Source organism: Curvivirga sp. (genome assembly GCF_965219885.1).
Lineage (GTDB): Bacteria > Pseudomonadota > Alphaproteobacteria > UBA8366 > Aestuariispiraceae > Curvivirga.
On the sequence record NZ_CBDCOT010000007.1, the window covers coordinates 257,775 to 281,839 of the forward strand.

The window sequence follows — 24,065 nt, forward strand, 5'->3', positions numbered from 1 at the left end:
TTTATGCATTTTTTTTAAGTTTTTTTATTTCTATTCTTGAAAAACAGCCAAATATCTTCATTTCAATACTTGGAAAGATTTGCGAAGCAGGGCAAACTAATCCATGTTTGATGAAATTTTCATTACAGGTTTTGCGTTAAAATATGCAGCATCAGGCTAGATTTTATAAATTTTTTGCATTGGTTTTATTTGGAGTCGCGCTGTTATTCAGTACGGTTTCTTTTGCTGCGGATAAGGTAGTGGACCTGCGTTTCGGTCAACATGGCGAGATGACACGCTTCGTTGTAGAGATGACCCGTAAGCCAGCTTATCAAATCTTCACACTAAATAATCCTTATCGTGTTGTTATTGATATGCCTGAAATGGATTGGGGGGCTAATAATGGAAAAGCCACAGGTGTTGTAAAAGGTTTTCGTCATGGTTTATTTCGCCCAGGGGTAACGCGTATTGTTGTTGATGCATCCAAACCTGTGACTATTGAAAAGCATTTTATACTCGGCAGTTCTGATAATAAAACATATCGTTTAGTAGTAGATTTAAAGCCGATATCTGCAAGTCAATTTGCCTCTTCCACACGAAAAGTGGAATCTGCAGATTGGAAAAACGTTGCACAGGAAGAAGTGAAAACGGTTGTCATTCCAGCGCCAGATGGACAGCAATCTTCTGATGTCACACGTCCGACAAAACCGATGATTGTATTGGATGCAGGGCATGGTGGTCCTGATCCCGGTGCAATTGGTGGGGCAGGTACACGGGAAAAGAATGTAACTTTAGCTGTGGCAAAAGCTGTTCAAAAGCAATTATTAGCAACAGGGCGATATCGGGTGAAGCTAACCCGTGACCGTGATTTCTATATTCCGTTACGCAAACGCTATCGTGTCGCGGAAGATAACAACGCTGATCTTTTTGTTTCCCTACATGCAGATAAGATTGAACGTAGTTCTGTGCGTGGAGCGTCTGTTTATACTTTGTCTGAAAGATCGTCTGATAAGGAAGCTGCTAAATTGGCAGCGAAGGAAAACAAGTCAGATATCATAGTGGGTGTAGATTTGTCAGGATATGATGAGGTTGTTGCACGCACATTATTGGATTTTGAACAAAGAGCCACAATGGAGATGAGTTGGCATTTTGCAGAAATGTTGGTTGGTGAAATGGGTAAAGAAATCAAGCTGCTGCGAAATACGCATCGATTTGCAGGTTTTGCTGTTTTGAAGTCCCCTACAGTGCCGTCTGTTTTGATCGAATTGGGGTATCTATCCAATCGCCAGGATGAAAAACTACTTAAATCGCCCGCACAACATAAAAAGATCGCAAAATCGTTACAAAAGGCGATTGATAGCTATTTTGAACGTCAGGAACGTTTAAGTAAATCATAGTAGTTTACATTTGTTGCTAAGTGATTATTTCTTTGCCATTCTTCTGACATAAAGTTATGTCATCTCATATAAACTTGCGGCATTTATCTGTTCAGGTAAACTATGCTTAGAATGTAATCAGGATGGATGGATTCAGAGAACTGATCCGAAGTTAACTTTATGAAATTTCTTTTAAAACTCTTCGCTTGGCTTATTTCCCTTTCGATTTTCGGTGTCTTGGTCGTTGGGGCCGGCGCAACGTATATCCTGTGGGAATATGGCAAACATTTACCAGATTATAAGCAATTGGCCGATTATGACCCGCCAACAGCCACACGTGTACATGCCGGGGATGGGCGTCTGATCGCAGAATATGCAACAGAAAAACGAGTTTTCGTGCCGATTACCTCTATTCCACGCGAAGTAGTGCATGGTTTTGTTGCCGCAGAAGATCAGAATTTTTATGCCCACCATGGGGTTGACCCAATTGCCTTGGCGCGTGCAGTGGTTACCAACGTAAGTTTATATTTTAAGAAACGTCGTTTTATTGGGGCTTCTACGATCACCCAGCAAGTGGCGAAAAACTTCTTGTTAACCAATGAAGCCTCTCTAGATCGTAAAATCAAAGAAGCTATTCTTGCATTCCGAATTGAACAAGCGCTGAGCAAAGATCGGATTATGGAGCTATATCTGAATGAGATTTATCTTGGATATGGATCCTATGGTGTTGCCGCGGCGGCATTGAATTATTTTGATAAATCAATGGACGAATTAACTACGGCGGAAATTGCTTATTTGGCGGCCCTTCCGAAAGCGCCGAATAACTATCATCCTATTAGAAAGCATGATGCGGCTATTGCCCGACGTAACTGGGTCGTAGGGCGTATGTTGGAAGAAGGGTATATTGATCAACTTTCCGCGCTTGAAGCACGTGATGAAGCTTTGATTGTTAAACCGCGTACGGCGACAGAATTTGTCGAAGCTTCTTATTTTGTGGAAGAGGTTCGCCGTGAATTAAGTGACGAGTTCGGCCTTGATGTGGTGAATGAAGGTGGTTTGTCTGTTCGAACGACCTTAGATCCCGTTTTACAGGATTACGCTGAAAATGCTCTGCGTAAAGGGTTGGAAGCTTATGATCGTCGTCATGGTTATCGCGGTGTTGTGGGAAATATTAGTCTTGATACGGGGTGGGAGCAACGTCTTAAGGAAGTAACAATGCCTGCGGGTGTTGTTGGCTGGAAGAAGGCGGCGATTATTGAGTTAGAAGAAAAATCTGCCTTTGTTGCTTTTTCTGATGGTAAAACAGGCACTATTCCTTTCCGTGAGTTACGCTGGGCGCGAAAACCTCTGAAGAATCAAAAAGTAGGCGGTGCTTTGAAGCGCCCTGCTGACGTCTTATCCCTTGGTGATGTAGTGCTTGTGGAAGAAGTAAAAACGGGCGCGCCAAAAGAACAAGGCGGTCCACGTGTAGAATATCCTGATGGGACTTATGCTTTACGTCAGGTTCCAGCAATTAATGGGGCGATTATTGCACTTGACCCTCATACAGGGCGCGTGATGGCGATGTCCGGTGGATGGAGCTTTGATCGCAGTCAGTTTAATCGGGCTACACAAGCGAAACGCCAACCGGGATCAGCCTTTAAACCATTTGTTTATTTAGCTGGGCTGGATAAAGGCTATACGCCTGCGACGATGATTTTGGATGCGCCCTTTGTATTGGACCAAGGGCCAGGACAACCAAAATGGAAGCCCGCCAACTATTCTAAAAAATTCTATGGGCCAAGTCCTATGCGGATCGGGATTGAGAAGTCTCGTAACCTGATGACGGTTCGTTTAGCGCAAGCAATTGGTATGGAAACAGTTGCTGACTATGCAAAACGTTTTCATATTCTTGAAGATATGCCGGAACAGTTATCTATGTCTTTGGGGGCTGGTGCGGTGAAGCTTATTGATCTTGCGAGCGCCTATGGCATGTTAGTGAATGGTGGCAAGGAAATTAGACCAACCTTTATTGATCGTGTACAAGACAAGCATGGTAAAACCATATTTAAGCATGACAAGCGTGTTTGCGTGGAATGTAAGGATGCGACTTGGACTATTGGGGATGTGGATATGCCTAAACTGCCGGATGAGCGTGCTGTGTTGGCTGACCCTGCAAGCGCGTATCAAGTTGTCACTATGTTGGAAGGCGTTGTTCAACGTGGAACAGGGCGTCGTATTCGCAGCATTGGTAAGCCGTTAGCCGGGAAAACAGGTACTACAAATGATAGCCGTGATGTTTGGTTTATGGGCTTTTCACCGGACTTAGTTGCAGGCATCTTTGTTGGGTTTGATACACCGATTCCTCTTGGTACCCAGTTATGGGGTGGACAAGAAACTGGCTCCTCAGTTGCTGCGCCAATTTTCAAAACTTTTATGACTGATGTGATGAAAGATCGCCCGGCCATTCCTTTTAGAACGCCACCGGGTGTACGTATGGTTCGTATTGATGCTGAAACCGGACGTCTGGCCAATGCAGCAAGTTCCAAAGTGATCGTAGAAGCTTTTAAGTCAGGAACAGAGCCGGGGATTGGTGCGCAGGCAGTGGTTATTGATGGATCCGATACTTTAGATGATGTGTCTGTTGATGGTGAAGAAGAGAAAACTCTGCGTGCGAAAACAGGTACATCACGCGGTATTTATTAACTAAAATATCTTTTCTTTCGGGACTGGGAAAGTGTATGCCTCTTGCCAATTTCCGGTCCATGGCTTATGTCCAATGTCAGCGTTTTTGTAATCAGTTTAATAGGTAGTAGGAGTAACGCCAGATGCGTGCCGAAATTCAATCCATGGTCGATGAAATCAGACAGTCTCTGGAGCTGCTGAGCAAACATATTGATCTGGATGTATCCGAAAAACGCCTATTGGAATTGAATGCGCGCGTGGAAGATCCCAATTTATGGAATGATTCCAACGAAGCGCAGAAAGTGATGCAGGAACGCGCCGCACTTGATAGTCAGGTGACTGGATATAAAGAACTCGCCAACGGGTTGGATGATAATATCGAGCTCATCGAAATGGCGGAGTTGGAAGATGATCAAGATATGATCATTGAGGCGGAAACCGCGATTGAAGCCATGCGTGACATTGCAGCGAAACTGCAGCTTGAAAGTCTCCTTTCCGGAGAGGCGGATTCTAATAACTGTTTCCTTGAAATTCATGCGGGTGCAGGTGGTACTGAAAGCTGCGATTGGGCGTCTATCTTGTTGCGTATGTATACACGTTGGGCTGATAGTAAAGGCTATAAAGTTGAAACGATGGAACAAAGTGCTGGTGAGGAAGCGGGCATCAAATCCACGACTTTGAAGATTGCCGGCCATAACGCCTATGGTTGGATGAAGACTGAAAACGGTGTGCATCGCTTGGTGCGTATTTCCCCATTTGACAGTCAGGCTCGTCGTCATACAAGCTTCTCTTCCGTGACCGTATATCCGGAAGTTGACGACAACATTGATATCGATATTGCAGAAAGTGATCTACGTATTGATACATATCGCGCATCTGGCGCCGGTGGTCAGCATGTAAATACAACAGATTCTGCGGTTCGTATCACGCATGTTCCAACAGGTATTGTGGTGCAATGTCAAAACGATCGTTCGCAACATAAGAACCGCGCAACTGCGATGAAAATGTTACAAGCGCGTTTATATGAGCAAGAACTGCAACGCCGTGAAGCGGAAGCGCAAGGTGAATATATGGAAAAAACCGAAATCGGTTGGGGACATCAAATCCGTTCTTACGTATTACAACCTTATCAAATGGTTAAAGATCTTCGTACTGGTGTTGAGAAAAGTAATAGCCAAGGCGTTTTAGATGGCGACCTTGATGCATATTTGGAAGCGGCACTTGCGTTAAAACTTGAAGGCGGTAAAGGTGATTCAATCGAAGATATCGATTAAGATATCTTTATTTATTCGTCACAAAGAAACCCTTTAATGGCGTCATAAGTTGCATCTGGATTTTCCTCAACAAGAAAATGCCCAGCTTTAATACTATGTCCCGTGACTATATTGGCTTTTTCACGCCAAGCGGCCACAAAGTCATAGTTCTTATGCATGAAACCATTTTCACCCCACAGGATTAAAGTGGGGCATTGAATGCGTTTTTCTTTGTCGGCACGATCATGTAGTAGATCAATTGTTGCAGCAGCACGATAATCTTCGCAGATTGCATGAATGTTTTCATCCGTGAAACAGCGATGATATTCAGCTATTGCTTCTGTAGTAAAACTGGCTTGTGTTGACCCTAATCCATGTAATGTTTTTTCAAGGAATTCGGTTTTACTATTTCCGATTAAAGTTTCTGGAAACGGTTTTTTCTGCGTCAAGAAGAACCAATGATAATAGGCTTCAGCCGTATGTTGCGTCACACTGTCAAAAAAAGTGAGCGTTGGAATAATATCCAAAATGACTACTTTTTTCACATGTGATGGATAATCTAAACAAAGGCGATGAGACACACGTCCACCGCGATCATGTCCTATCAATTGGAATTCATTAAATCCCAGCGATGACATCAGACTGACCATGTCTTTTGCCATCTCTACTTTGCAATAATTGCTATGGTCAGCTTCACCTTCGGGCTTGCTACTATCACCATAACCACGGAGATCAGCACAGATAACAGTATAGCATTTCGCAAGTTGATCGGCGATGGGATGCCACATAGCATGGGTTTGAGGGAAACCATGAAGTAGTAATATTGGAGGACCGTCTCCGCCTATTCGATAACATATTTCAACGCCATTAACTTTTGCATATTTCTTTTCAAAATTTGGAAAAAGTGCAGCAACGTGATCTGTCATCTTGAGCCTCATTTATTGTTTCTTTTTCTTCTTCATTGTGGTCATCCACAGGCCAAACAAAATAAAGACACTTCCGATCCAATGGAATGTTTGAAAACCTTCATCCAGGATAATCCATGCCATTATACTGTTGGAAATCGGTGTTAGATAAAGTGTCAATCCGGCGATAGATGCGGTTACTAATGTTTGCAATTTAGAATAAGCTAAATAGGCAGCCAAAGCAGGGAACAGAGCCAGAAATAGAATAGCGAGGATGTTCTTCTGAGTGATTTCCGGTGTTGCGAATGTCATGCCCTCCCAGAGGGTGAAGGGGAATAGGACCATGACACCAAATAGAATGATAGCTGCCAAACGTGGAGTTGTCGCAAGTTTCGACGGATGAAATTTCAGATAAAGCGAATAAACCGCCCATCCGGCAGATGCCGCGAGTATCCACAAATCACCAATGGTGAAGTTTAAATTTAAAAGGACGTTGATATCCCCTTTGGCAACAATGGTTACCAAACCAACAGCGCCCAGGATAATACCTATAATTTGTATCGGTCTTTGTTTTTCATCAAAGAAAGCCGCAGAGATCGCGATAATCATTAAAGGAGAGGATGCATATACCAAACCAATATTGGTGGCGGTCGTTGTTTGTCCGCCAATATAGACAAAGGCACCACAAACGCCCATGCCCATTGCACCAAGGATAGCAAGTTGAAGTTTTTCAGCCCATATGACCGCACGATGTTGCCATAAATATTTTCCAACAAAGGGCAGCATGATCAAAAAACAGATCGCCCAACGCCAGAAGGCCATAGCAAAAGGTGGAAATTCCCCCGCCATAAAGCGGGCAACAATCATATTGGAGGCCATGAAAATCGGAGAGGCGATTAATAAAAACATCGCCAAGCTTGAAATGCCATGATCCGGTTCAGTTTCGGTTACAGGTATATCTCTCATATGCGAAACCTACTTGAGGTGGTTGTTTTGCTCTAGCCCTCTATTTGGAAAAACATTTGATCCTTTTGGGCTTAAAATGAAAGTTTATTTCGCCTTCGTTGACGCTGGGTCATAAGTGAGAAAGCCAATACTAATCGCGAAATAGAAAACGGCGATCACTTTACTAAATAATTGTTGCTGTTTTGGTTTGCCAAGTAGTTTTCCGATACCTGTTCCAAGTCCGCAATAGCCGCCATAGATAGCTGCATCAATAATCAACGCAGTCGGCAGTAAGATGAAAAGCTGGGGAAGTAAAGCTATGCCTGTATCAATAAATTGACTGAAAATAGCGACATTCACCAAGATTGCTTTTGGATTAGAAAAGGAGATTAGGAATGCTTGGCGAAAAACAGATAAGGCTGTTGTTGCTTTGATTTCTGTATTTTCCAGCTTCATTCCTTTATCACGCCACATCTTATAGGCCATATAAAGCATATAAGAGGCGCCCGCATAACGAATGATGTCAAAGAGTACAGGGTTCGCGACAAGTAACGCTGCAAGGCCAGTCAATCCAATAGATATGTGAAGCATGGCGGCAAGACCAATGCCAGGAACTGTCCATAATGAATGTTTAAAACCTTGCTTACTGGAAATGGAAACGCAGTTAATGACATTGGGCCCAATTGGCATTGTCGTTGCGGACCAAACTGCAATGAATAAAAGCCAGATTTCAAACTTCATCTCAATTTCCCTTTTAAGACCTTAATCAGCTAACGGTTCATAAAAAGCAGCAGCAAATTTCGCTTTATCTCTGCTTTCTGTGTTGAAAGGTCGTTTCAAAAATCCATGATAATGTTGTCTCACTAGGTTTTGCCATGTGCTGATTTTTTCCAGATTATCTCTTTCGCATAAATAATCAAACCAACGTTTACCTGCGGCTACATGGGTGATCTCATCATCATGGATGATTTGTAAACAATCTGCTGATTTATCATCACGAACTGTGCGTAGCTTTATCAACATGGGTGGGGTTACATCTAATCCGCGTGCTTCCAACACAAGTGGGACAATGGCAAGACGTGCTTTTAAATCATGCGCTGTTTTCTGGGAGGCTTGCCATAACCCATCATGGGCCGCCATAGCCCCATAGAAACTTCCCAATTCCTTTAGGCGATCGTTGATCATCAGGAAATGACGTGCCTCGTCATCAGCGACTTTTACCCAGTCGTCATAAAAGCCTTTGGGCATATTCTCATGGGGAAAACGTGCGACGACATCCCACGCCAAATCAATGGCATTGAGCTCAATATGCGCAATTGCATGTAAAAGAGCAGACCGTCCGGTCGTGCCTGTTGTTAATTTTCGACGCGGCACATCATTTGGATCTTTCAAATCCGGCTTCTCTGGACGCGCAGGTCTGTCAGGCAAGGATGTGTTGCCAATATCAGTGATATCACCAGAAGACCATTTAGCCGCTAACAGGCGTGTGCTGTTGGCTTTCTCAACAGCATCAGCCGTCATCAAGGCGATATAGGCAGCCTCAGTTAAACTAGAAACGGTGATCGTCATTTTAACTTAGGTGATGTTGAAACGTTCCAATACATCCGCCAGATCATCCCCGAATTTTGTACCTTTATTCAAGATCGCCGCATTTTCTGGAAGATCTACCAATTTCGCATGACTTTTGTCATAGCTGGTTAATAAGGCAAACGGGATGTTTTTAGTAGCTGGCATTGCAGATAGGGCACAAGCCAAATCAATGCCAGTAATATAATCTAGTTCCGCGGAGGAGAGCACCAAGTCAGGTTTGGTGCGTACGGCCATTGCAATTGCTTCCAGCGGATTTGAAATAGTGGTCACGCGATATCCACATGCGCGTAATTCACGTTCAAATAAACGTGCAGCTGTCTTACGAGCTTCGACCAACATGACTTCTACATCCAGATGTTCGATATCTTCCATATCCACAGGACGTGGCACGGGAAGGGAACGTACAAACTCACTGAAATCCCAACCATCATGTTGGATAGAACCATCTAAAATACCACGCATGGTGTCAGAGAATGTACGGATGTCTTGAAACTGTGCTGTTTCTGGACGATCAATCTGTTCAAGATAATTTACCAAACGTGTCATGGTAACGTTTAGCAATGCATGTGAAGTATAGCGTCCGGTGATACTTAAGCCAGTAAGTTTGCCCAGCAACGCATCAAAGCGGCGGCGTCCTTCTTCGCTTCCGCTGATATATTGTTCCATAATCACGTCGATCTCATCCAGAATTTCTCTGGTTTCTTCGACATATTCGGATTCAACTTGTGCATCATAGGATTCGATGGACGCCATTTTCTTGCCTCTTTCAGGAAAGTAGAATTAAAAGCAGAATTAAGAATTCTTCACCGCTTCTAATACAGCATCTACATGCCCTTTGACACGCACTTTATTCCAGATTTGCTCAATTTTTCCTTCTTCATTGATCAAGAAGGTGGTGCGCACAATGCCCATAAACTCTTTCCCCATGAATTTTTTTAATTGCCAAACACCATAAGCTTCACAAGCTTCACCTTCTTCGTCACTGACTAGGTCGAATGGAAGATCATGTTTTGCAATGAATTTATCATGACGTGCCACAGAATCTTTGGAGATACCGATAATCTCTGTATTCAAAGCCTTAAACTGATCATGTGCATCACGGAAATCTTTGGATTCAGTTGTGCAACCCGGTGTCATATCTTTCGGATAGAAGTAAATAACAACTTTCTTTCCTTTCAAAGAAGAAAGCGTAAGCTCGCCATTCCCCTGAATAGGAAGCGTAAAGTCAGGTGCCATATCGCCGATAGAAAGAGCCATAATCTTAAATCCTTATATTTTGAGAGCCAATGTCAGTTTACGATTATCTATCCTATTTAGATGTCTCAAGAAAGAATGTTTTTGAGAATATATTTTAAGGAATTAGGATCGCATCTGTGAATTTGTATTTCAGTTGCGTAGATCGTCTTAATATTATATGTGATGTTATAACATAACTAATATAAAATCACATGTTAAGGATCGATCCATTTATGGCCGTGTTAAAAAGTCGGGATATAAATGATTTAAAGGCGTTTAAATCATCCCAAAATCAATTATGCATTGTTGAACGAAAAAGTCCGGATGGATCGGAAAGTTTCTTTCAAAAGCTGATGAATAAACCATTATTGGTGATGGCTTTAATACGCAAAGACTATGCTTTTGCGGATTTAAAAGAGGTTCTTCAACCTGAAATATCTGCAGCTATCTTAGATGATCTATTTTATGACACATGGTTGAAAGATATGGCAGGGAATATTGAAAAATTCTGTGAGGTGATGGAGGTAGAAAACCTTGCTTTCTGGTTGGGTTCAAAGCGCGGATGTCGTCGATATCATGTGGATAAGGTACCGATGCGAATGTTGGTGACTTATGCAGGTAAGGGGACTGAATGGGTACCGGACGAAGCGGTAGATCGCAAAGCCTATGAAAAAGGCGCTAAGAATGATGAGATCATTTTAGATGGATCAATGCGTGAATTTATGCAGCCGTGGGATGTTGCTTTATTCTATGGTGGGGATGATGGCATATTACATCGAACACCAGATGATGCCTTTGAACATTCTTCAATCTTGATGCGTCTGGATCATCCTTCTTTCTGGTATGATGTCTTAGAGCCACAATTATCAGAAATGAAGGTCGTGGATAAAGTTAAGGATGTGGCTTAGTCTTCCAGCTGGATTTTGATTTGCGAGACATCGACTACTAAACCATCAATCCACGGCGCCAGAATTTCAGCGGTCATATTTCCATGCAGGTTTCTGGCTCCCATATACCAAAATGCCTTATAACTTATATCGTTCGCAATCATGGTTATGGGGTGAAAATGTAGATTTTCTGGGGCAATTTCCTTAAACCAAGTGACATTTGGTAATAGATAAAGCCAATCTGGTCGGGCTTCGATCTGCGTGAACTGAATATTTATAGTCCCACAAAAGCATGTTTCTAATATCTTTAAAACAGCTATCGCGTCTGGATGATCAATTTCTTTTATGGCTTCTTGTTGAAGCTCCAATGTTCCCTTCCATGGAGAGGGGATATTTTGTCCTGACGCAATGCCACGACCATTGATATATGTTCCAACAAGTTCTCGCATTTATGTTTGATTTACTACATACATTCAGTTTGAATACGAGCTAGGAAATCCCCCATATCATCTGGAAAATGGGTGGCGCCACTACGGATAACCGAAATGCCTTCAGGTAATCCTTGCAGACCAGGATGATCTAGGGAGAAACTGGTTAATACAGCAACAGGCGCCTGGGAAGTTGCCACCATTGCATTAAAGGCACGTGCCAAATCAGACCCTGATAATTCATCCAAAGTCATGGCAAAAATCATCACATCCGGTTTTGATCGAACGGCAAATTCAAAAGCTTCTAGGGCAAATTGCACGCGTACAACACGGAACCCACAGGCTTGCAATTCTTCACGGACAATTTTCCCCGATACTCTGGATGGGGTAACCAATAAGACCTCGACTTCATGGGTTTGAATGTCGAAATCAATGGCTGTAGATTGAATGGAGGTGGAGCGTTTCACCGGCAGTTTACGCATAATCCCGGTGGCTTCCTCACTGGTCGGTTCAATCCCGCTTTCAGCTATTTCGCGTATTTTATCTAAAAAGGCATGCATACTGATAGAGAGTTCCGGTGTGACTTTCTTATCGTCTTCTATGAAATCTTCTAACCGATGTGCAATGATGCCTGCTGTCGGGAAACCAAAAGATCCAGCTTGCCCTTTGATCGAATGAATGATGCGTCGAATAATTTTCAAGGCATCTTGCGGTGGAATATTACCAGCGAGTTGGTTGTTGATTGTCGTATCTATTTCTTCCAATTGATCGGTTGTGTGATCAAGGAAGTCCAGTTTTAACTGGGCAAGTAAATCTTCATCTATAGCCATGAGTGTTTTCCAGTGAAAAATATTTTAAGAAATGAATTTGATTAGTCATCAAAAAGTTGATCGTCCAAGGCTTCCCCTTCAGGAGCATCACGCATACGACCTCTTTCCATCGCAGCTTTAACACGTTCTTTAAAATCTTCCCCGATAGGTTTAGGAATGTAATCATCGCAACCTATCAATACAGCATTTGCTAAATCTTTAATTTTGGACGTACCTGTTAAAGCAGCAATCACTCCGTCATATCCATCATCACGTAAAGCTTTTGTTGCTTCAAAACCTGTCATGACAGGCATTTCCATATCCATCAAGATAAGGTCAGGGGTTAGTTTTAACGCTAATTCAACACCGATCTTCCCATTTTCTGCATGGTGAACTTCATGTCCCATTTCAGTTAAGTTTTCCTTCACAACCTCATGAAGCAGTTGGTCGTCGTCAATATGAAGGACAGCAGCCATCTTAGAATTCCTATTTATATTATTCGTTATAGTCTATTGAAACTTATACAACTTTTCTCCGTAAATGTTAAGATTCTCATTAAAATTTGAGAAAGTGTTGCATAAGCTTAACCTTTTGGTGCAAGATTAGCATTCTATTTATTAATAAATTATTATGTTCGGCACCCTATGAATATACTTGAAGCGAATATTGGTTTATCTGGTGGGGTCGAAACAGTAAATGGTATATCAGTATGTTGTAATATAGAGGATTTTTATCGCAGCCAATGTCGACATATGATGGCCAGACTTTTAAGGCCTTATTTTGAAAAGTACCAAATCACGCCAACTGAATTAATGTTTGATAAGCGAAATCAGATCGCATTGGAAAAAAATGGCTCTCTTTTGAATTTTGCTATTTCCAAAGCTGCAGAGCTTCAGGCCAAGCATTTAGGTGGTGAAGAAAAAGATCGCGAAGACACTTTAAACAGCCTTTACTCTGAGTATCTTAATAACTTTGTTTCTGAAGAACTGAAAAAGATAGTTATCACGGAAAGCTGTGACGTAGATACATTATCCGCTCAATTGATAGAAGATGTCGGTGCGTTAAAGGCCTATAAAAGTTTTTGTTCAGCTATCGTTAGTTATCTTGACGGGTCGCCTAGCTGGGGAACCAAAGCTGTACGTTTGATGGGACTTCTAAAAGCGTCGGAAATGCCTTTTGTTATATCCATTCTTGATTCGATATTAAGTGAGCTTCTGTTGTTTGACATTGCGGTCAAAGATATTTTTTCAGAAGAGAATAATCGTATCAAACTCGCGGAAGATCTCTTATCTATGTTGATTGCCCAGCCTCAACCTAGAAAAGACGCCAGTGAAGTCATATCTATGTTTCATTCTGTTGTGGTTACAACAGATTTACCCATGACAAGTGCGAGCTTGAAAAGAGCCTTTGGCGGCTTAATTGCCTCTCCTGAACCGCTTGTCGCGCTCGATAGGCATTTAGATGACGATACTCCACCAGAACTTGTTGAGCTTTTGTCTTTAGGTAAATTGGCGCGCTTGATGGAAAAGGCCGGTGGTTGGTTTGATAACCCGCGCATGGTTACAATCATGACAGATCGTGTCGCAAAACTGACTGGTGAAGAATATTTATATAAATATACGCGCAGAAAGAAGTTTTTAGCTTATAAGATTGAAGAGTTACTGAGAATTTATCCTTTGGTCTATGGAGATGAAAACAAGGAACGGGTTGTGTCTTACTTATCCACGATGATTCTAGATGGTGAGTTTAATGAAACCATTTTTAGAGCAGGTGATACACCGATGGTTCAACTTGGTATACCCGGTATTCTGGAACAAAAACTGCGTCGGGCGAACTTACCTGTGAAGAGCGCAAAGTTATTTGCCTCCAAACTAGCCGGAGTTCAAGAAGGACATATTAGAAAGAACCAGGTTTTCGAAAAAATCCGAAACTTGAGAGTCTCTGATCCTGAGAAGGGTGTTTATGTATTAGATCTTATGCGGCATGGTGTGTTTACCTCAGGGCGATGCAAGACAGCCGCGACTAAACTGGTAAAGATGTACCTAAATAAGACAGGCGCTGTTGAAGAATATTGTGAAACAATTGAGGATGAAGATGAAAGAGAAGAAAAACTCTTTCTGCTTCAATCTCAATTAAACGATTTAAGCCAATAGTTTTTCTAATGAAGTGATTAATTTTTATAATAATATTGGTGTTTTAGGTTTTTATATTTTAGAATTGTTTCAAATGGTTAAGGTGCCAAATGAAACGCATTCTATCTCTTCAGATTATTATCGAACTTTTTATTGTTCTATTGCTGAGCGCAAGTTTCAAAAACATTGCGATCGCAGGTGATGTCATTGATATTTGCTATGAAGAATGGCCGCCTTTTATTGAGACCACAGATACTGGTGATGTTAAGGGAAGTATTGTTCCTTTATTGAATGAGTTGCGTAGCAAATTAACAACTCAGGTGAATCTTATACCAGTTCCATATGTTCGTTGTTTAAAAGGAATAGAAACGGGTGTCTATGATGGTATTTTAATGGATGACCCTGGGCATCAAGGCTTACTGAGCACAGATTTCAAAACTGCTGATTGGGAGTTAAGCATGCTTGTCCGTAAGGGGGAGTACCAGAAGCTGAAAGACCTTATAAATGACAAAAAGGCAATTGTTGGTTTACCCTATGAATACGAGCACCCGGAAAGCGTAACTTCAATTTTTGAAGGGCGCATTGAACAAATCCATACTAAGCCGGAGATTATTTATCAGTTGATGACACATAATCGTATGGCAGCAATTTTAGAGGATAAAGCTTGGTTACATGATATGATTAGGCGTCATAACTGGCAAGACTTCGAAGTTCTGGAGCCCTCAATATATCGGATAGAGCAGTTCCTCAATATTCATCCGCGAAGGAAGGTAGTCGTGTCGGAAGTAAACTTAGCGATAAGGTAGCCATGGGTATAAAGCAAAAACAATCTCTTATGTGAGATGGAGATGTATTCTTTTTATCGAATAGGTCTATTTTTTCATGTGTCATACATTATTCACTTGAAATGAAACTCGATTTGCTGCAAAAGAGCGCCTTCTTGTCGTCGGGTTTCTATTGGGGATATCCCGACGGCCATCTACTGGTTTGGAAAGGGTAACGAAATGCCGAATGTTGGTAACCTCGCCGAACTGGGGATGGACCCGGTGGAATTTACATCGGGCGAAACCCAGGTAAGCAAAAATTTCAAAAATAATGAATTTGCAAATGATAAAGATTTCTTTATCGAACGAAATGGTGTCCGGTTTGCGGGAACGCATTTGTTAATTGATCTTTGGGGCGCGAGTAACCTCGATCAAATTGAACTGGTTGAAGAAACCCTTAGAAAAGGGGCTCTGGATGCTGGGGCAACGATTTTGCATTGCCACTTGCATCATTTTACGCCAAATGGCGGTGTGTCTGGTGTCTTGGTATTAGCCGAATCTCATATTTCTATTCACACATGGCCTGAAGCAAATTATGCAGCGCTAGATGTGTTTATGTGTGGGGATTGTGATCCGCATAAAACAGTTCCTTTCTTGAAAGAAGCGTTTAAACCAGAACGTGTTGACGTTAATGAACAGCTTCGAGGAAAAGGTGTATGACACGCTGGGTCAGCGAATCCCTGTATGAGGGATGTCATCAAAGTTTTCGCGCAGATAAAATTTTGTATGAAGAAAAGACCGAACATCAAGAATTGATCATCTTTGAAAATGATTATATGGGACGAATGATGACCTTGGATGGGATCGTTCAAACCACAGACCGTGATGAATTTATGTATCACGAGATGATCTCGCATGTGCCGATTTTTGCACATGGAGATGCCAAGAATGTTTTGATCATTGGTGGTGGTGATGGTGGTGTCCTACGTGAAGTTTTACGTCATAAAAATATTCAATGCACTATTGTGGAAATAGATGCATCTGTCATTGATATGAGTAAGGAGTTTTTTCCAAACCATAGCAAAGGGGCGTTTGAACATCCCAATTGTAACCTCGTGATCGGTGATGGCTTAAAATTTGTGAAAGAAACAAAAGATCGCTTTGATGTGATTATTGTAGATTCTACAGATCCTATTGGCCCAGGACAGGTTCTGTTTACCGCGGACTTTTATCAGGATTGCAGTAATATTTTATCTGATAAGGGAATTTTGGTTACGCAAAATGGCGTACCATTCTATCAAGCAGATGAAGTCACAAATACTTATATTCGTATGTCTCCATATTTCGATTATATGAGCTTCTATGTTGTGGCTGTACCGACTTATGTCGGGGGTTTTATGACGTTAGCCTGGGCAAGTCATAACCCGGATGCGCATAAACGGGATGTGATAGATATTCGCAAAGATTATGAAGCTGAAGGGTTCAAAACAAAATATTATACCCCGGAAATTCATGTGGCATCATTCGCTTTGCCACCTTATATCACAGAATTGATGCAAGGGCGGGATGAATAAAATTAAGGGGCTTTTATAGCCCCTTTTTCGTTAGTATATGAAATAGGTTTTGTTCTTCTTCTCCAAGCCAATTGAGATAAAACTTTTCAAGACTTACGAGGTTTTCCTTGTTAAACAAGACTGTGTTAAACAGATTAACCTGTTTCATGCCCCAATCTGTTTTACTACAAGCAATATAGACGTCGACAAATTTGGGCATTCCTTTAACCGGAATATAGATGAAATCGTTTTGTACACCCTGTACCATATTATAGAATGATATTTCATAAGGATAGCCAAAGGTGATATCAATTCTACCGCCTTTCAGGAGCTTGAAGTTCTTGCTGTCCGATGGTTTTAGCTCACGGTTCCAAAAACGTTCGGGGGCATAATCCGCATTTAGTAAGACAAAATCGTCAATAACGCTGCTATAACGGCGACCCTTATTAAATCCAAAACGGAGTTCCGTTTCAGATAAGATACGGTTTAGGTCTATGCTGCCATCTGGTTCAATAAAAGCGGATAGTTTTTCCTGTGTTTGCTTTTCAACAATTATACCGCTTGGTAAAAGCTTACCATAGGGAACAGATGTGTAATGAAGAAAATTTTCTCTTTCTCTGGTTTTGAAAATGCCAAAGGTACATAAGTCATCTTTTTGAACGAAATGACGCATGATCGTCACAAAGTCTGAAGGAACATCAATATGCTGCTGGTCTTTCAGTTTTTGTTGCATAAATTTTGTCTGCTGATCGGCAAAACCACTTCCAGCATATAGGCCGGAATTAATGAACATCGGTGGATGGTCAACATGAGCCCATTTTATTTCTTCTGCCCAAGCTGGAACATTCCACAAAAAGAGAGCTGTAAGAAAAAAGCTGTTCAGAAGTTTCTTTATTCTTATTAACTTACTTATCATTTGTACCAATCTCATCTGAGTTTAACTTGAGCCTTATTTGATCTATAAATCAACCTAAATAGGTTTCCAAAATAGCACGATTACTCTTTGAGAGTTGATCCATATACTTAACTAGTTCTTCGAAATTTTCTTTTCCACTTACACGTAATAAAAGCCTCTTTCGGTTTTCAATTTCACTCTCACCCTTTTCTGGTTTAGCTGCTGTTAGACGCATCACGGCTTGAATATTTCTCCATAGTGCAAGGCTTGTAATCAACATCTTTGTATCGTCATCACTCAAAAGGCCAGCTTTATTTGCCTGTGATAAGCTAACAGCGGTGGTTGGTGACAGAAGTTCCGGATGTGAATGGGCGTAATTTAACTGTATGAACTGGGCGATAAATTCAATATCGATGATGCCACCTTTGTAATGTTTAACCGCCCAGCGTTGATCTTCTGGATGTTGGCTTGCAATGCGTTCGCGCATAGTACGAATATCTTCTTTTAAGATTTTCGTATCACGTTGCTGACATAGTGCTCTTTGAATTGTATCTTCAAGACGGTCCTTAAAACCTTCAGTTACAAATACTGGTCTTGCACGGGTTAAAGCCATATGCTCCCAAGTCCAGGCTTTGCTTTTATTTTCTTCGCCTTCATGACGATAATATTCTTCGAAAGTGGAAAGTTGGGTCGCAACCGCACCAGCATTCCCATCAGGGCGTAAACGCCCGTCAACTTCATATAAACGACCTTCGCCCGATTGCGCATTAATTGCTGTAGTAATGCGTTGACATAGACGAATGTAATACATGGTTGGGGAAAGAGGTCTATCACCATTAGATTCTTTGCATTCACCAGTATCATATACATATACGAGATCTAAGTCAGAGCCTGGTTGTAATTCTCTGCCACCTAGTTTTCCAAAGCCAAGAACAGCAAAGTTATTTGTTTCAAACGTTCCATGTGCTTGTTCAAATTCCTTAATAACTGCAGGAATTAAGCAATTCAGACCGACTTCAGCAACATGCGTGAGGCCATCACTAATACCTTCACCGCCATTTAAATTGCGCATGATATGTACTGAGATACGGAACTTGTAATCATTGGTCCAGCGACGGGTGATATCTAGAATATCTTGAAAATCGCGGGCTTGAGCTAGCATGCCTTCAAGTTGCGCTTGCATGATTTCTTTACCATCAACAGGCATAAAGAAATCAGAAGATAAAACTGCATCTAATAGCTGAGGGCGACGCGCTAGCCATCCAGCTGACTGAGGTACTTCTCCCATAATCTCTGCCACGAGTTCTAGAAGTTGTGGATTGATTTGGAAAAGTGAAAAGATTTGTACTCCGGAAGGAAGCCCTTCCAGAAATGTATCAAAACGAATGAAGGCTTCATCCGGGTCGGCTGTGTTTGCAAAGGCATCCAGAATAGTTGGTAATAACTCAGTCAAGATTTGACGGGCTCTTTCGCTACGGGTTGCACGATAGCGACCACGATGCCAATTACGAATGAGGGAGCAGGTACGTTCTGGTTGTTCATACCCCATATTTTGTAAATTCTCTATTGTCGCTGGGTCATCGTCGGTTCCTGTAAAAACAAGAGAGCCTTCGTCACTTCCCAAGCTTCGGGATTCTTCAAATAATACAGCGTAATGTGCTTCGACTTTCCGTAGATGACCAAGCAGAACATTTATCAGTTCTTCATTATTTTTATATCCCATAAAATTGGCGAGAACCAAAAGCCCTTCTTCATCTCCCGGCAATGTTTGGGTTTGTTGATCATCAATCATCTGTAAACGGTGTTCTAATTTACGTAAGAAATGATAGGCTTTTGTCAGATCGATGCAAACATCATCTGTAACATGACCAAGATCAGTCAAAGCTTGAAGGGCAGAGCAGGTATCTTTCACACGCATCTGAATTTGACGCCCGCCCCATATCAGTTGTTGGGTTTGTGCAAAAAATTCGATCTCTCGAATACCGCCTCGGCCAATTTTGATATTGTGGTTCAGGACTGCGATTTCGCCGCCACCTTTATGGGCATGGATTTGGCGTTTTATCGAATGGATATCTTCAATCATGGCAAAATCTAAAGATTTTCGCCAAACGAACGGGCGGATATCTTCGATAAATGCAGCGCCTAATTCTAAATCACCAGCTACAGGACGTGCTTTGATCATCGCGGCACGTTCCCAATTTTGACCAAGACTTTCATAATATGTCACAGCGGCCATATAGGTCATCGCTAATGGGGTTGCACCAGGATCAGGTCTCAGGCGTAAATCTGTCCGAAAAACATATCCATCTGCTGTGCGACTATCCATCAAACGCATTAAATCTCTTGCAGCACGAACAAAATCCTGACGTAAACGATGTGGATCCTTTGCCTGAATTTTTGCTGGTTCATATAGCAAGATCAAATCCACATCACTTGAATAATTTAATTCACGAGATCCTAACTTTCCCATACCCAATACAAAGAAACCGGATTCTTTATTAGGATCCTCTGGATGAGGAAGGGTGATTTCGCCACGGTTATGCATTTGATGTAAGATAAATGCTGTTGTTACACGGATTGTGTGATCTGCTAGATCACTAATGGCATTAGTTACCTGTTTCAAAGACCAGTTTTCAGTTATATCCGCGATTGCAATTAAAACAGCAGCGTGACGTTTGGCAATGCGCAGTTTTTTAATTGTTTCTGCTTCAGTTATGGGAGATTTTTCAATTCCCCTTAACTGATCGAGAATATCTTTAAAGCTATGCTCTAGTCCGTGATTAAAAAGATTTTGCGTAAAGTCAAAGTCGCGTACTAACAGGTTTCCAAGAAAAGGGCTACAACCGCCAATTCCTTTGATAAGCGATGTAAGAGCAGAATCCTCAAACCAACTCTTGATCTCTTCTGGAAAATTCCCATCTACCTTTAGATTGTTTTGCCATCTCTCAAATATGTTTTCAGCTAATGTGTGATCTGCAATTTGAGGGAGAGTGGAAATGTCAAGTTTCTGGAAATCCGCGTGCATTCTCAGTTCTTCCGGTATATGTTCTGTCGAAGAAAATCGGGTTTATGATGTGGGTATTCTAAGAATATTTGAAGCATCTTTGACAGAAAAATACAAGGATTGGAATTTAAGTGGCGCGTCGTGCATTCATCTTGACGTTGGAATGGATAGCTGGGCTGTTGGCAGGGGTTGTTCTGTTAGCAGGGTTTGCAGTATGGCAACTATCACAAGGTTCTGTATCTATTGATTTTTTAACTCAAGAAATTGAAAATGCGATTAACTCAGATGAAATGCCGATTGCAATTGATATTGGAAATACAGCCCTTACATGGGGAGGGTGGTCAAAAGCCTTGGAGGTGGTCGCACAAGATGTGGATATTACAGGGGCCAATGGGCAGAAAGTAGCCTCATTATCTGAAATAGCAATTGATCTTTATGTGCCGGGCTTATTACGGGGGGTTGTTGCACCAACTAAGATAGAAATTCTAAAGCCTAATCTGTATCTACGTCGTAAAGTTGATGGCAATATAGATGTTATATTGCCAAAGACATCTGCAGATCAGGTCAATAATTATGAAGTTTTAAATGGTTCGGATTTTTCGGCGGCAAACTCGGATCATGATTTTGATGTAAACGCAAAGATATCAACTTCTCTTTCTGAGGCGCTTGCTTTTTTAAAAGAGATGGAAAATATGCAAGGGAACTATTTTGCCTTGCAATATTTGAAATCTATTTCGGTCTATGATGCTGATGCTGTATTTGACGATTTTATTACCTATAAAAGATGGCGAGGAGATGACATTATCATCACTTTTGTCAAAACTGCAGAGCAATCTATTCTAGATGTGTCAGGAAATATTTCTTCTGGTGATAAAAATGCCGATATCGGTCTCAGTTTATTTCATCCGTTACATAAAGCTGAATTAGGCTTCGAGGCAGAAATCATTCAGACGAATGGTGAATTTATTTCGCATCTTTTGCCTGAACTTGATCCCTATTTAGCTTATATGCCCGAAATGAGCGGAAAGGTTACAGGCGTTTACGATATAGATAACAGCAAATTAACGTCTCGTGGGAAGATGCATGTGGAGGCTGGCAATATAGAAACTATTGCGGATATCGATCTTGAAAGTGGGAATGTTACTGGTGAGTTGATCGTCAACTCGGCTGATGTTAGGAAAATCGTGAGTTTTGGTGACGCCCTTAAAGAGTTTAAACAACTGGATAGCGCCATTGATGCGAGTTTAAATGTAAGTGCAAATTTTATTGATAAAGTAATTCAATCCATAGATGGCAAAATTATAGCTGCGTCTGGTGATGTTAATCTTCCAGATGTTTATGAAAATGTGCTGAGTTTTAAAGACCTTGAAGCTTCTATTAATATCGATCAAAATTTTCAACATATAGAAATTCCAAAATTAAGTTTCAAAACTGACGAATTTCAGATGAATGCGACAGCAACAGCTTTACGTAACGGGCAAGGTGAAAATACTCCTTATAATCTTGAGCTGGAAGCGATCGGCACAGATTTCAATATGCGTTATTTAGATCAATACTGGCCTCGATCTCTTGGTGTTGATGCACGTAACTGGGTTATTCCTAACATTCCCGAAGGCGATGTTCCTTCTGCAAGTGTTAAGATATCAGGGATCTATGATTTAGAAACAAAAGCATTTGAGTTGCAAGACGTCGGTGGTGAAATTCAGCTTAAAGACGCAACAGTAGATTATTTATCGCCTATGCCGATAGCCTCAAAAGGGGTTGCAACAGCACGTTATGGCATCGATTGGTTTGATATTTCTGTCCATTCCGGTGAGGTTGGCGAGATCAAGCTTCGTGATGGTAAAGTCGTCTTTACGGAACTTGGAACAAAAGATAACGCATACATCAAATTGCCAATTACCACGCCAGCGAAAGATGGAATGGTATTCCTTGACCATGAACCATTAGGATTTATTTCTGAATTAGGTTTAGAAACGGATGATATTACCGGCACAGCTCAAGGCGTTGTTGAGTTGAATTTCGAACTATTAAAAGATTTGAAAAAAGAAGACATCAAAGTAGATGTAGAAGCAGATCTGTCAGATTTAACTATTATGGATATTGTGCCTGACGCAGTCTTAACAGCTGAAAAAATGAAGCTTCTTGTGACCGAAAAAGAGCTTCATGCATATGGAGAGATACAAGATAGTGATTATAAATTTAATGTAGACTATTTTGAATATTTTCGTGAAAGCAATATCCTGCAACGAAAGTATGTTTTGTCGGGTCAGGCGGATGACAAGTTCCTAATTAAGGAAGGTTTGACAGTATATCCTTATTTAGAAGGGGCATTTGATCTTTCTGTTGTCATTCAAGAAAATTTTGATGGACAAAAATCATTTATAGGGAACGTTGATTTTGCCAATTCGGCTTTGCTGTTCCCATTTTACAATTGGTATAAACCTTATACAGTTCCAGCAACTGTTGATTTTAATTTATCCCAGCAGGGTGACGGGGATGTCATTGTCGAAGATTTGAATTTTACTTCCGATGATCTGGAGATGGAATTAACTGCAACGTTTTCTCCGGATATGCAGATTGCAAAAAAAGTAGATATTCAACGTTTTGTGTCCCCGGATACCGATATTCAGTTAAATCTCGAACAAACCAAGGATAATCATCTGAATGTCAAGATAACAGGTGATAAATTCGATGCGACAGGCGCTTTCGATGAAATTTTAAATAGTAATACACTAAGCACCGATACAGAAAATCCGTCAGCGACAATCGAAGTTTTTCTGGATCAACTTACGATGGAGCCTAAACGAAAATTTGAAAAAGTTCGGATGGTTATCCAGCATACAGGTGAGGAACTAGATCAAGTTTCTTTAGATGCTCAATTGTCGAATGGACAAGAGATTCAGTTCAATTATGGACCCGATGTAAAAGCGAATGTAGAAGCTGAAACAGACGGTAGGAACTTCATTCTTTCTACATCAAGTATTGGTCAATTTTTGAACGATATGAATCTATATCAGAAAGTGGAAGGCGGGAATGCACTAATTGTTGGGCATAAAGCTTATGGCTCTGATCATATAGATGGTAAGCTTTTTGTTGATAGTTACGTGATCCATGATGCTCCTGCTTTGGCGCGTGTGCTGGAAGCAGTATCTTTAACCGGTCTACCAAGCGCTATTAGTGGCAGCGAAATGGTTATGGACAAAGCCGAAGGCGATTTCAGGTTAGTGGACGGTATATTCCGTATCAAAAATATCCGAACCTATAACCGTTCGGTTGGTTTGGTAATCGATGGCCAATATGACCTGGATAATGATGAGATCAGAATTAAAGGAACTGTTGTGCCAGCCTATGGTGTTAACCAAGCTATTGGGAATATACCAGTGTTAGGTTGGATACTAACAGGCGGTGATGGCGGTGGTCTGTTTGGTGCAACATTCTATATCGCGGGGGGAAAGAACAATCCAAATGTGAATGTGAACCCGATATCGGTTATTACCCCCGGAATTTTACGGAGGTTATTCGATTTCTCTGAAACGAACTACTCCCCGCTTTCACAAGAAGAAATCGATCGGAAACAAGAACTTTTACACGACAATAAGAAGTGATCAGACAACAAAAAAGCCGAACAGGTTTAACTGGTTC

Annotated in this window: 20 protein-coding genes; 9 read left to right on the plus strand and 11 right to left on the minus strand. The window is 41.3% G+C overall.

Translation table 11 applies throughout. The features are described 5' to 3' along the window. Window positions 1-239: 239 nt before the first annotated feature. The 3 genes from ACOQOA_RS01295 to prfB all read left to right on the plus strand — a co-directional run bounded on the left by ACOQOA_RS01295 (window position 240) and on the right by prfB (window position 5,293). The gene (locus ACOQOA_RS01295) at window positions 240-1,376 is read left to right on the plus strand and encodes an N-acetylmuramoyl-L-alanine amidase (RefSeq protein ID WP_420546863.1); all 1,137 of its coding nucleotides are present in this window, start codon (window positions 240-242) and stop codon (window positions 1,374-1,376) included. 159 nt (window positions 1,377-1,535) lie between these two features. Then, the gene (locus tag ACOQOA_RS01300; protein WP_420546864.1) at window positions 1,536-4,040 is read left to right on the plus strand and encodes a penicillin-binding protein 1A; all 2,505 of its coding nucleotides are present in this window, start codon (window positions 1,536-1,538) and stop codon (window positions 4,038-4,040) included. A gap of 122 nt (window positions 4,041-4,162) precedes the next feature. After that, entirely contained in the window at window positions 4,163-5,293 is a 1,131-nt protein-coding gene (gene prfB / locus ACOQOA_RS01305) for a peptide chain release factor 2 (RefSeq protein ID WP_420546865.1), read from the plus strand. An 11-nt stretch (window positions 5,294-5,304) separates the two neighbouring features. Here the strand turns inward: prfB and ACOQOA_RS01310 are convergent, their stop codons facing one another. The 6 genes from ACOQOA_RS01310 to bcp form a co-directional block, all read right to left on the minus strand. Then, entirely contained in the window at window positions 5,305-6,198 is an 894-nt protein-coding gene (locus tag ACOQOA_RS01310) for an alpha/beta fold hydrolase (protein WP_420546866.1), read from the minus strand. Window positions 6,199-6,210: 12 nt separating this feature from the next. Beyond that, window positions 6,211-7,143 carry a DMT family transporter gene (locus ACOQOA_RS01315; RefSeq protein WP_420546867.1) on the minus strand — a complete coding sequence of 311 codons (933 nt, stop codon included), beginning with the start codon at window positions 7,141-7,143 and terminating at the stop codon, window positions 6,211-6,213. Window positions 7,144-7,227: 84 nt separating this feature from the next. Then, complete coding sequence (locus tag ACOQOA_RS01320) at window positions 7,228-7,863, minus strand: LysE family translocator (RefSeq protein ID WP_420546868.1); 636 nt, start codon at window positions 7,861-7,863, stop codon at window positions 7,228-7,230. Between the two features lie 21 nt (window positions 7,864-7,884). Then, complete coding sequence (locus ACOQOA_RS01325; protein WP_420546869.1) at window positions 7,885-8,691, minus strand: ferritin-like domain-containing protein; 807 nt, start codon at window positions 8,689-8,691, stop codon at window positions 7,885-7,887. Window positions 8,692-8,697: 6 nt separating this feature from the next. After that, the gene (locus tag ACOQOA_RS01330) at window positions 8,698-9,465 is read right to left on the minus strand and encodes a response regulator (RefSeq protein WP_420546870.1); all 768 of its coding nucleotides are present in this window, start codon (window positions 9,463-9,465) and stop codon (window positions 8,698-8,700) included. Window positions 9,466-9,504: 39 nt separating this feature from the next. Then, entirely contained in the window at window positions 9,505-9,969 is a 465-nt protein-coding gene (gene bcp, locus ACOQOA_RS01335) for a thioredoxin-dependent thiol peroxidase (RefSeq protein WP_420546871.1), read from the minus strand. 212 nt (window positions 9,970-10,181) lie between these two features. Between bcp and ACOQOA_RS01340 the strand changes: the two genes are divergently transcribed. Then, window positions 10,182-10,856: a DUF1826 domain-containing protein gene (locus tag ACOQOA_RS01340; RefSeq protein ID WP_420546872.1), complete on the plus strand. Its 675-nt coding sequence runs from the start codon at window positions 10,182-10,184 to the stop codon at window positions 10,854-10,856. Here the strand turns inward: ACOQOA_RS01340 and ACOQOA_RS01345 are convergent. The 3 genes from ACOQOA_RS01345 to ACOQOA_RS01355 are packed head-to-tail and all read right to left on the minus strand — an operon-like array spanning window position 10,853 to window position 12,548. Continuing rightward, on the minus strand, window positions 10,853-11,284 hold the full coding sequence (locus ACOQOA_RS01345; protein ID WP_420546873.1) for a hypothetical protein: 432 nt from the start codon (window positions 11,282-11,284) through the stop codon (window positions 10,853-10,855). The genes ACOQOA_RS01340 and ACOQOA_RS01345 overlap by 4 nt on opposite strands. 14 nt (window positions 11,285-11,298) lie before the next feature. Beyond that, window positions 11,299-12,093, minus strand: a complete 795-nt coding sequence (locus tag ACOQOA_RS01350; RefSeq protein WP_420546874.1) for an Hpt domain-containing protein — start codon at window positions 12,091-12,093, stop codon at window positions 11,299-11,301. Window positions 12,094-12,134: 41 nt separating this feature from the next. Next, the gene (locus tag ACOQOA_RS01355; RefSeq protein ID WP_420546875.1) at window positions 12,135-12,548 is read right to left on the minus strand and encodes a response regulator transcription factor; all 414 of its coding nucleotides are present in this window, start codon (window positions 12,546-12,548) and stop codon (window positions 12,135-12,137) included. A 168-nt stretch (window positions 12,549-12,716) separates the two neighbouring features. Between ACOQOA_RS01355 and ACOQOA_RS01360 the strand changes: the two genes are divergently transcribed. From ACOQOA_RS01360 to speE, 4 genes are all read left to right on the plus strand, one after another. Next, window positions 12,717-14,225: a hypothetical protein gene (locus ACOQOA_RS01360; RefSeq protein WP_420546876.1), complete on the plus strand. Its 1,509-nt coding sequence runs from the start codon at window positions 12,717-12,719 to the stop codon at window positions 14,223-14,225. An 89-nt stretch (window positions 14,226-14,314) separates the two neighbouring features. After that, window positions 14,315-15,010 (plus strand): hypothetical protein, encoded by a 696-nt coding sequence (locus ACOQOA_RS01365; protein WP_420546877.1) that lies wholly within the window; start codon window positions 14,315-14,317, stop codon window positions 15,008-15,010. Between the two features lie 198 nt (window positions 15,011-15,208). Next, entirely contained in the window at window positions 15,209-15,688 is a 480-nt protein-coding gene (gene speD, locus ACOQOA_RS01370) for an adenosylmethionine decarboxylase (protein WP_420546878.1), read from the plus strand. Next, complete coding sequence (gene speE / locus ACOQOA_RS01375; RefSeq protein ID WP_420546879.1) at window positions 15,685-16,542, plus strand: polyamine aminopropyltransferase; 858 nt, start codon at window positions 15,685-15,687, stop codon at window positions 16,540-16,542. Before speD ends, speE begins: the two co-directional genes overlap by 4 nt. 13 nt (window positions 16,543-16,555) lie before the next feature. Here the strand turns inward: speE and ACOQOA_RS01380 are convergent, their stop codons facing one another. Beyond that, window positions 16,556-17,452, minus strand: coding sequence for a TIGR02285 family protein (locus ACOQOA_RS01380; RefSeq protein WP_420546880.1), 897 nt, complete (start codon window positions 17,450-17,452; stop codon window positions 16,556-16,558). A gap of 34 nt (window positions 17,453-17,486) precedes the next feature. Further along, window positions 17,487-20,441, minus strand: coding sequence for a bifunctional [glutamine synthetase] adenylyltransferase/[glutamine synthetase]-adenylyl-L-tyrosine phosphorylase (locus tag ACOQOA_RS01385; RefSeq protein ID WP_420546881.1), 2,955 nt, complete (start codon window positions 20,439-20,441; stop codon window positions 17,487-17,489). A 110-nt stretch (window positions 20,442-20,551) separates the two neighbouring features. On the opposite strand from ACOQOA_RS01385, the gene ACOQOA_RS01390 reads away from it, so the two are divergent. Continuing rightward, window positions 20,552-24,028, plus strand: a complete 3,477-nt coding sequence (locus tag ACOQOA_RS01390) for an AsmA-like C-terminal domain-containing protein (protein ID WP_420546882.1) — start codon at window positions 20,552-20,554, stop codon at window positions 24,026-24,028. Window positions 24,029-24,065: the final 37 nt, after the last annotated feature.

Bases quoted from the DNA above. Each gene is read 5' to 3' on its own strand.
- ACOQOA_RS01300 (WP_420546864.1), top strand. From the start codon at position 1,536: ATGAAATTTCTTTTAAAACTCTTCGCTTGGCTTATTTCCCTTTCGATT.
- prfB (WP_420546865.1), top strand. From the start codon at position 4,163: ATGCGTGCCGAAATTCAATCCATGGTCGATGAAATCAGACAGTCTCTG.
- ACOQOA_RS01310 (WP_420546866.1), bottom strand. From the start codon at position 6,198: ATGACAGATCACGTTGCTGCACTTTTTCCAAATTTTGAAAAGAAATAT.
- ACOQOA_RS01315 (WP_420546867.1), bottom strand. From the start codon at position 7,143: ATGAGAGATATACCTGTAACCGAAACTGAACCGGATCATGGCATTTCA.
- ACOQOA_RS01320 (WP_420546868.1), bottom strand. From the start codon at position 7,863: ATGAAGTTTGAAATCTGGCTTTTATTCATTGCAGTTTGGTCCGCAACG.
- ACOQOA_RS01325 (WP_420546869.1), bottom strand. From the start codon at position 8,691: ATGACGATCACCGTTTCTAGTTTAACTGAGGCTGCCTATATCGCCTTG.
- ACOQOA_RS01330 (WP_420546870.1), bottom strand. From the start codon at position 9,465: ATGGCGTCCATCGAATCCTATGATGCACAAGTTGAATCCGAATATGTC.
- bcp (WP_420546871.1), bottom strand. From the start codon at position 9,969: ATGGCTCTTTCTATCGGCGATATGGCACCTGACTTTACGCTTCCTATT.
- ACOQOA_RS01340 (WP_420546872.1), top strand. From the start codon at position 10,182: ATGGCCGTGTTAAAAAGTCGGGATATAAATGATTTAAAGGCGTTTAAA.
- ACOQOA_RS01345 (WP_420546873.1), bottom strand. From the start codon at position 11,284: ATGCGAGAACTTGTTGGAACATATATCAATGGTCGTGGCATTGCGTCA.
- ACOQOA_RS01350 (WP_420546874.1), bottom strand. From the start codon at position 12,093: ATGGCTATAGATGAAGATTTACTTGCCCAGTTAAAACTGGACTTCCTT.
- ACOQOA_RS01355 (WP_420546875.1), bottom strand. From the start codon at position 12,548: ATGGCTGCTGTCCTTCATATTGACGACGACCAACTGCTTCATGAGGTT.
- ACOQOA_RS01360 (WP_420546876.1), top strand. From the start codon at position 12,717: ATGAATATACTTGAAGCGAATATTGGTTTATCTGGTGGGGTCGAAACA.
- ACOQOA_RS01365 (WP_420546877.1), top strand. From the start codon at position 14,315: ATGAAACGCATTCTATCTCTTCAGATTATTATCGAACTTTTTATTGTT.
- speD (WP_420546878.1), top strand. From the start codon at position 15,209: ATGCCGAATGTTGGTAACCTCGCCGAACTGGGGATGGACCCGGTGGAA.
- speE (WP_420546879.1), top strand. From the start codon at position 15,685: ATGACACGCTGGGTCAGCGAATCCCTGTATGAGGGATGTCATCAAAGT.
- ACOQOA_RS01380 (WP_420546880.1), bottom strand. From the start codon at position 17,452: ATGAGATTGGTACAAATGATAAGTAAGTTAATAAGAATAAAGAAACTT.
- ACOQOA_RS01385 (WP_420546881.1), bottom strand. From the start codon at position 20,441: ATGCACGCGGATTTCCAGAAACTTGACATTTCCACTCTCCCTCAAATT.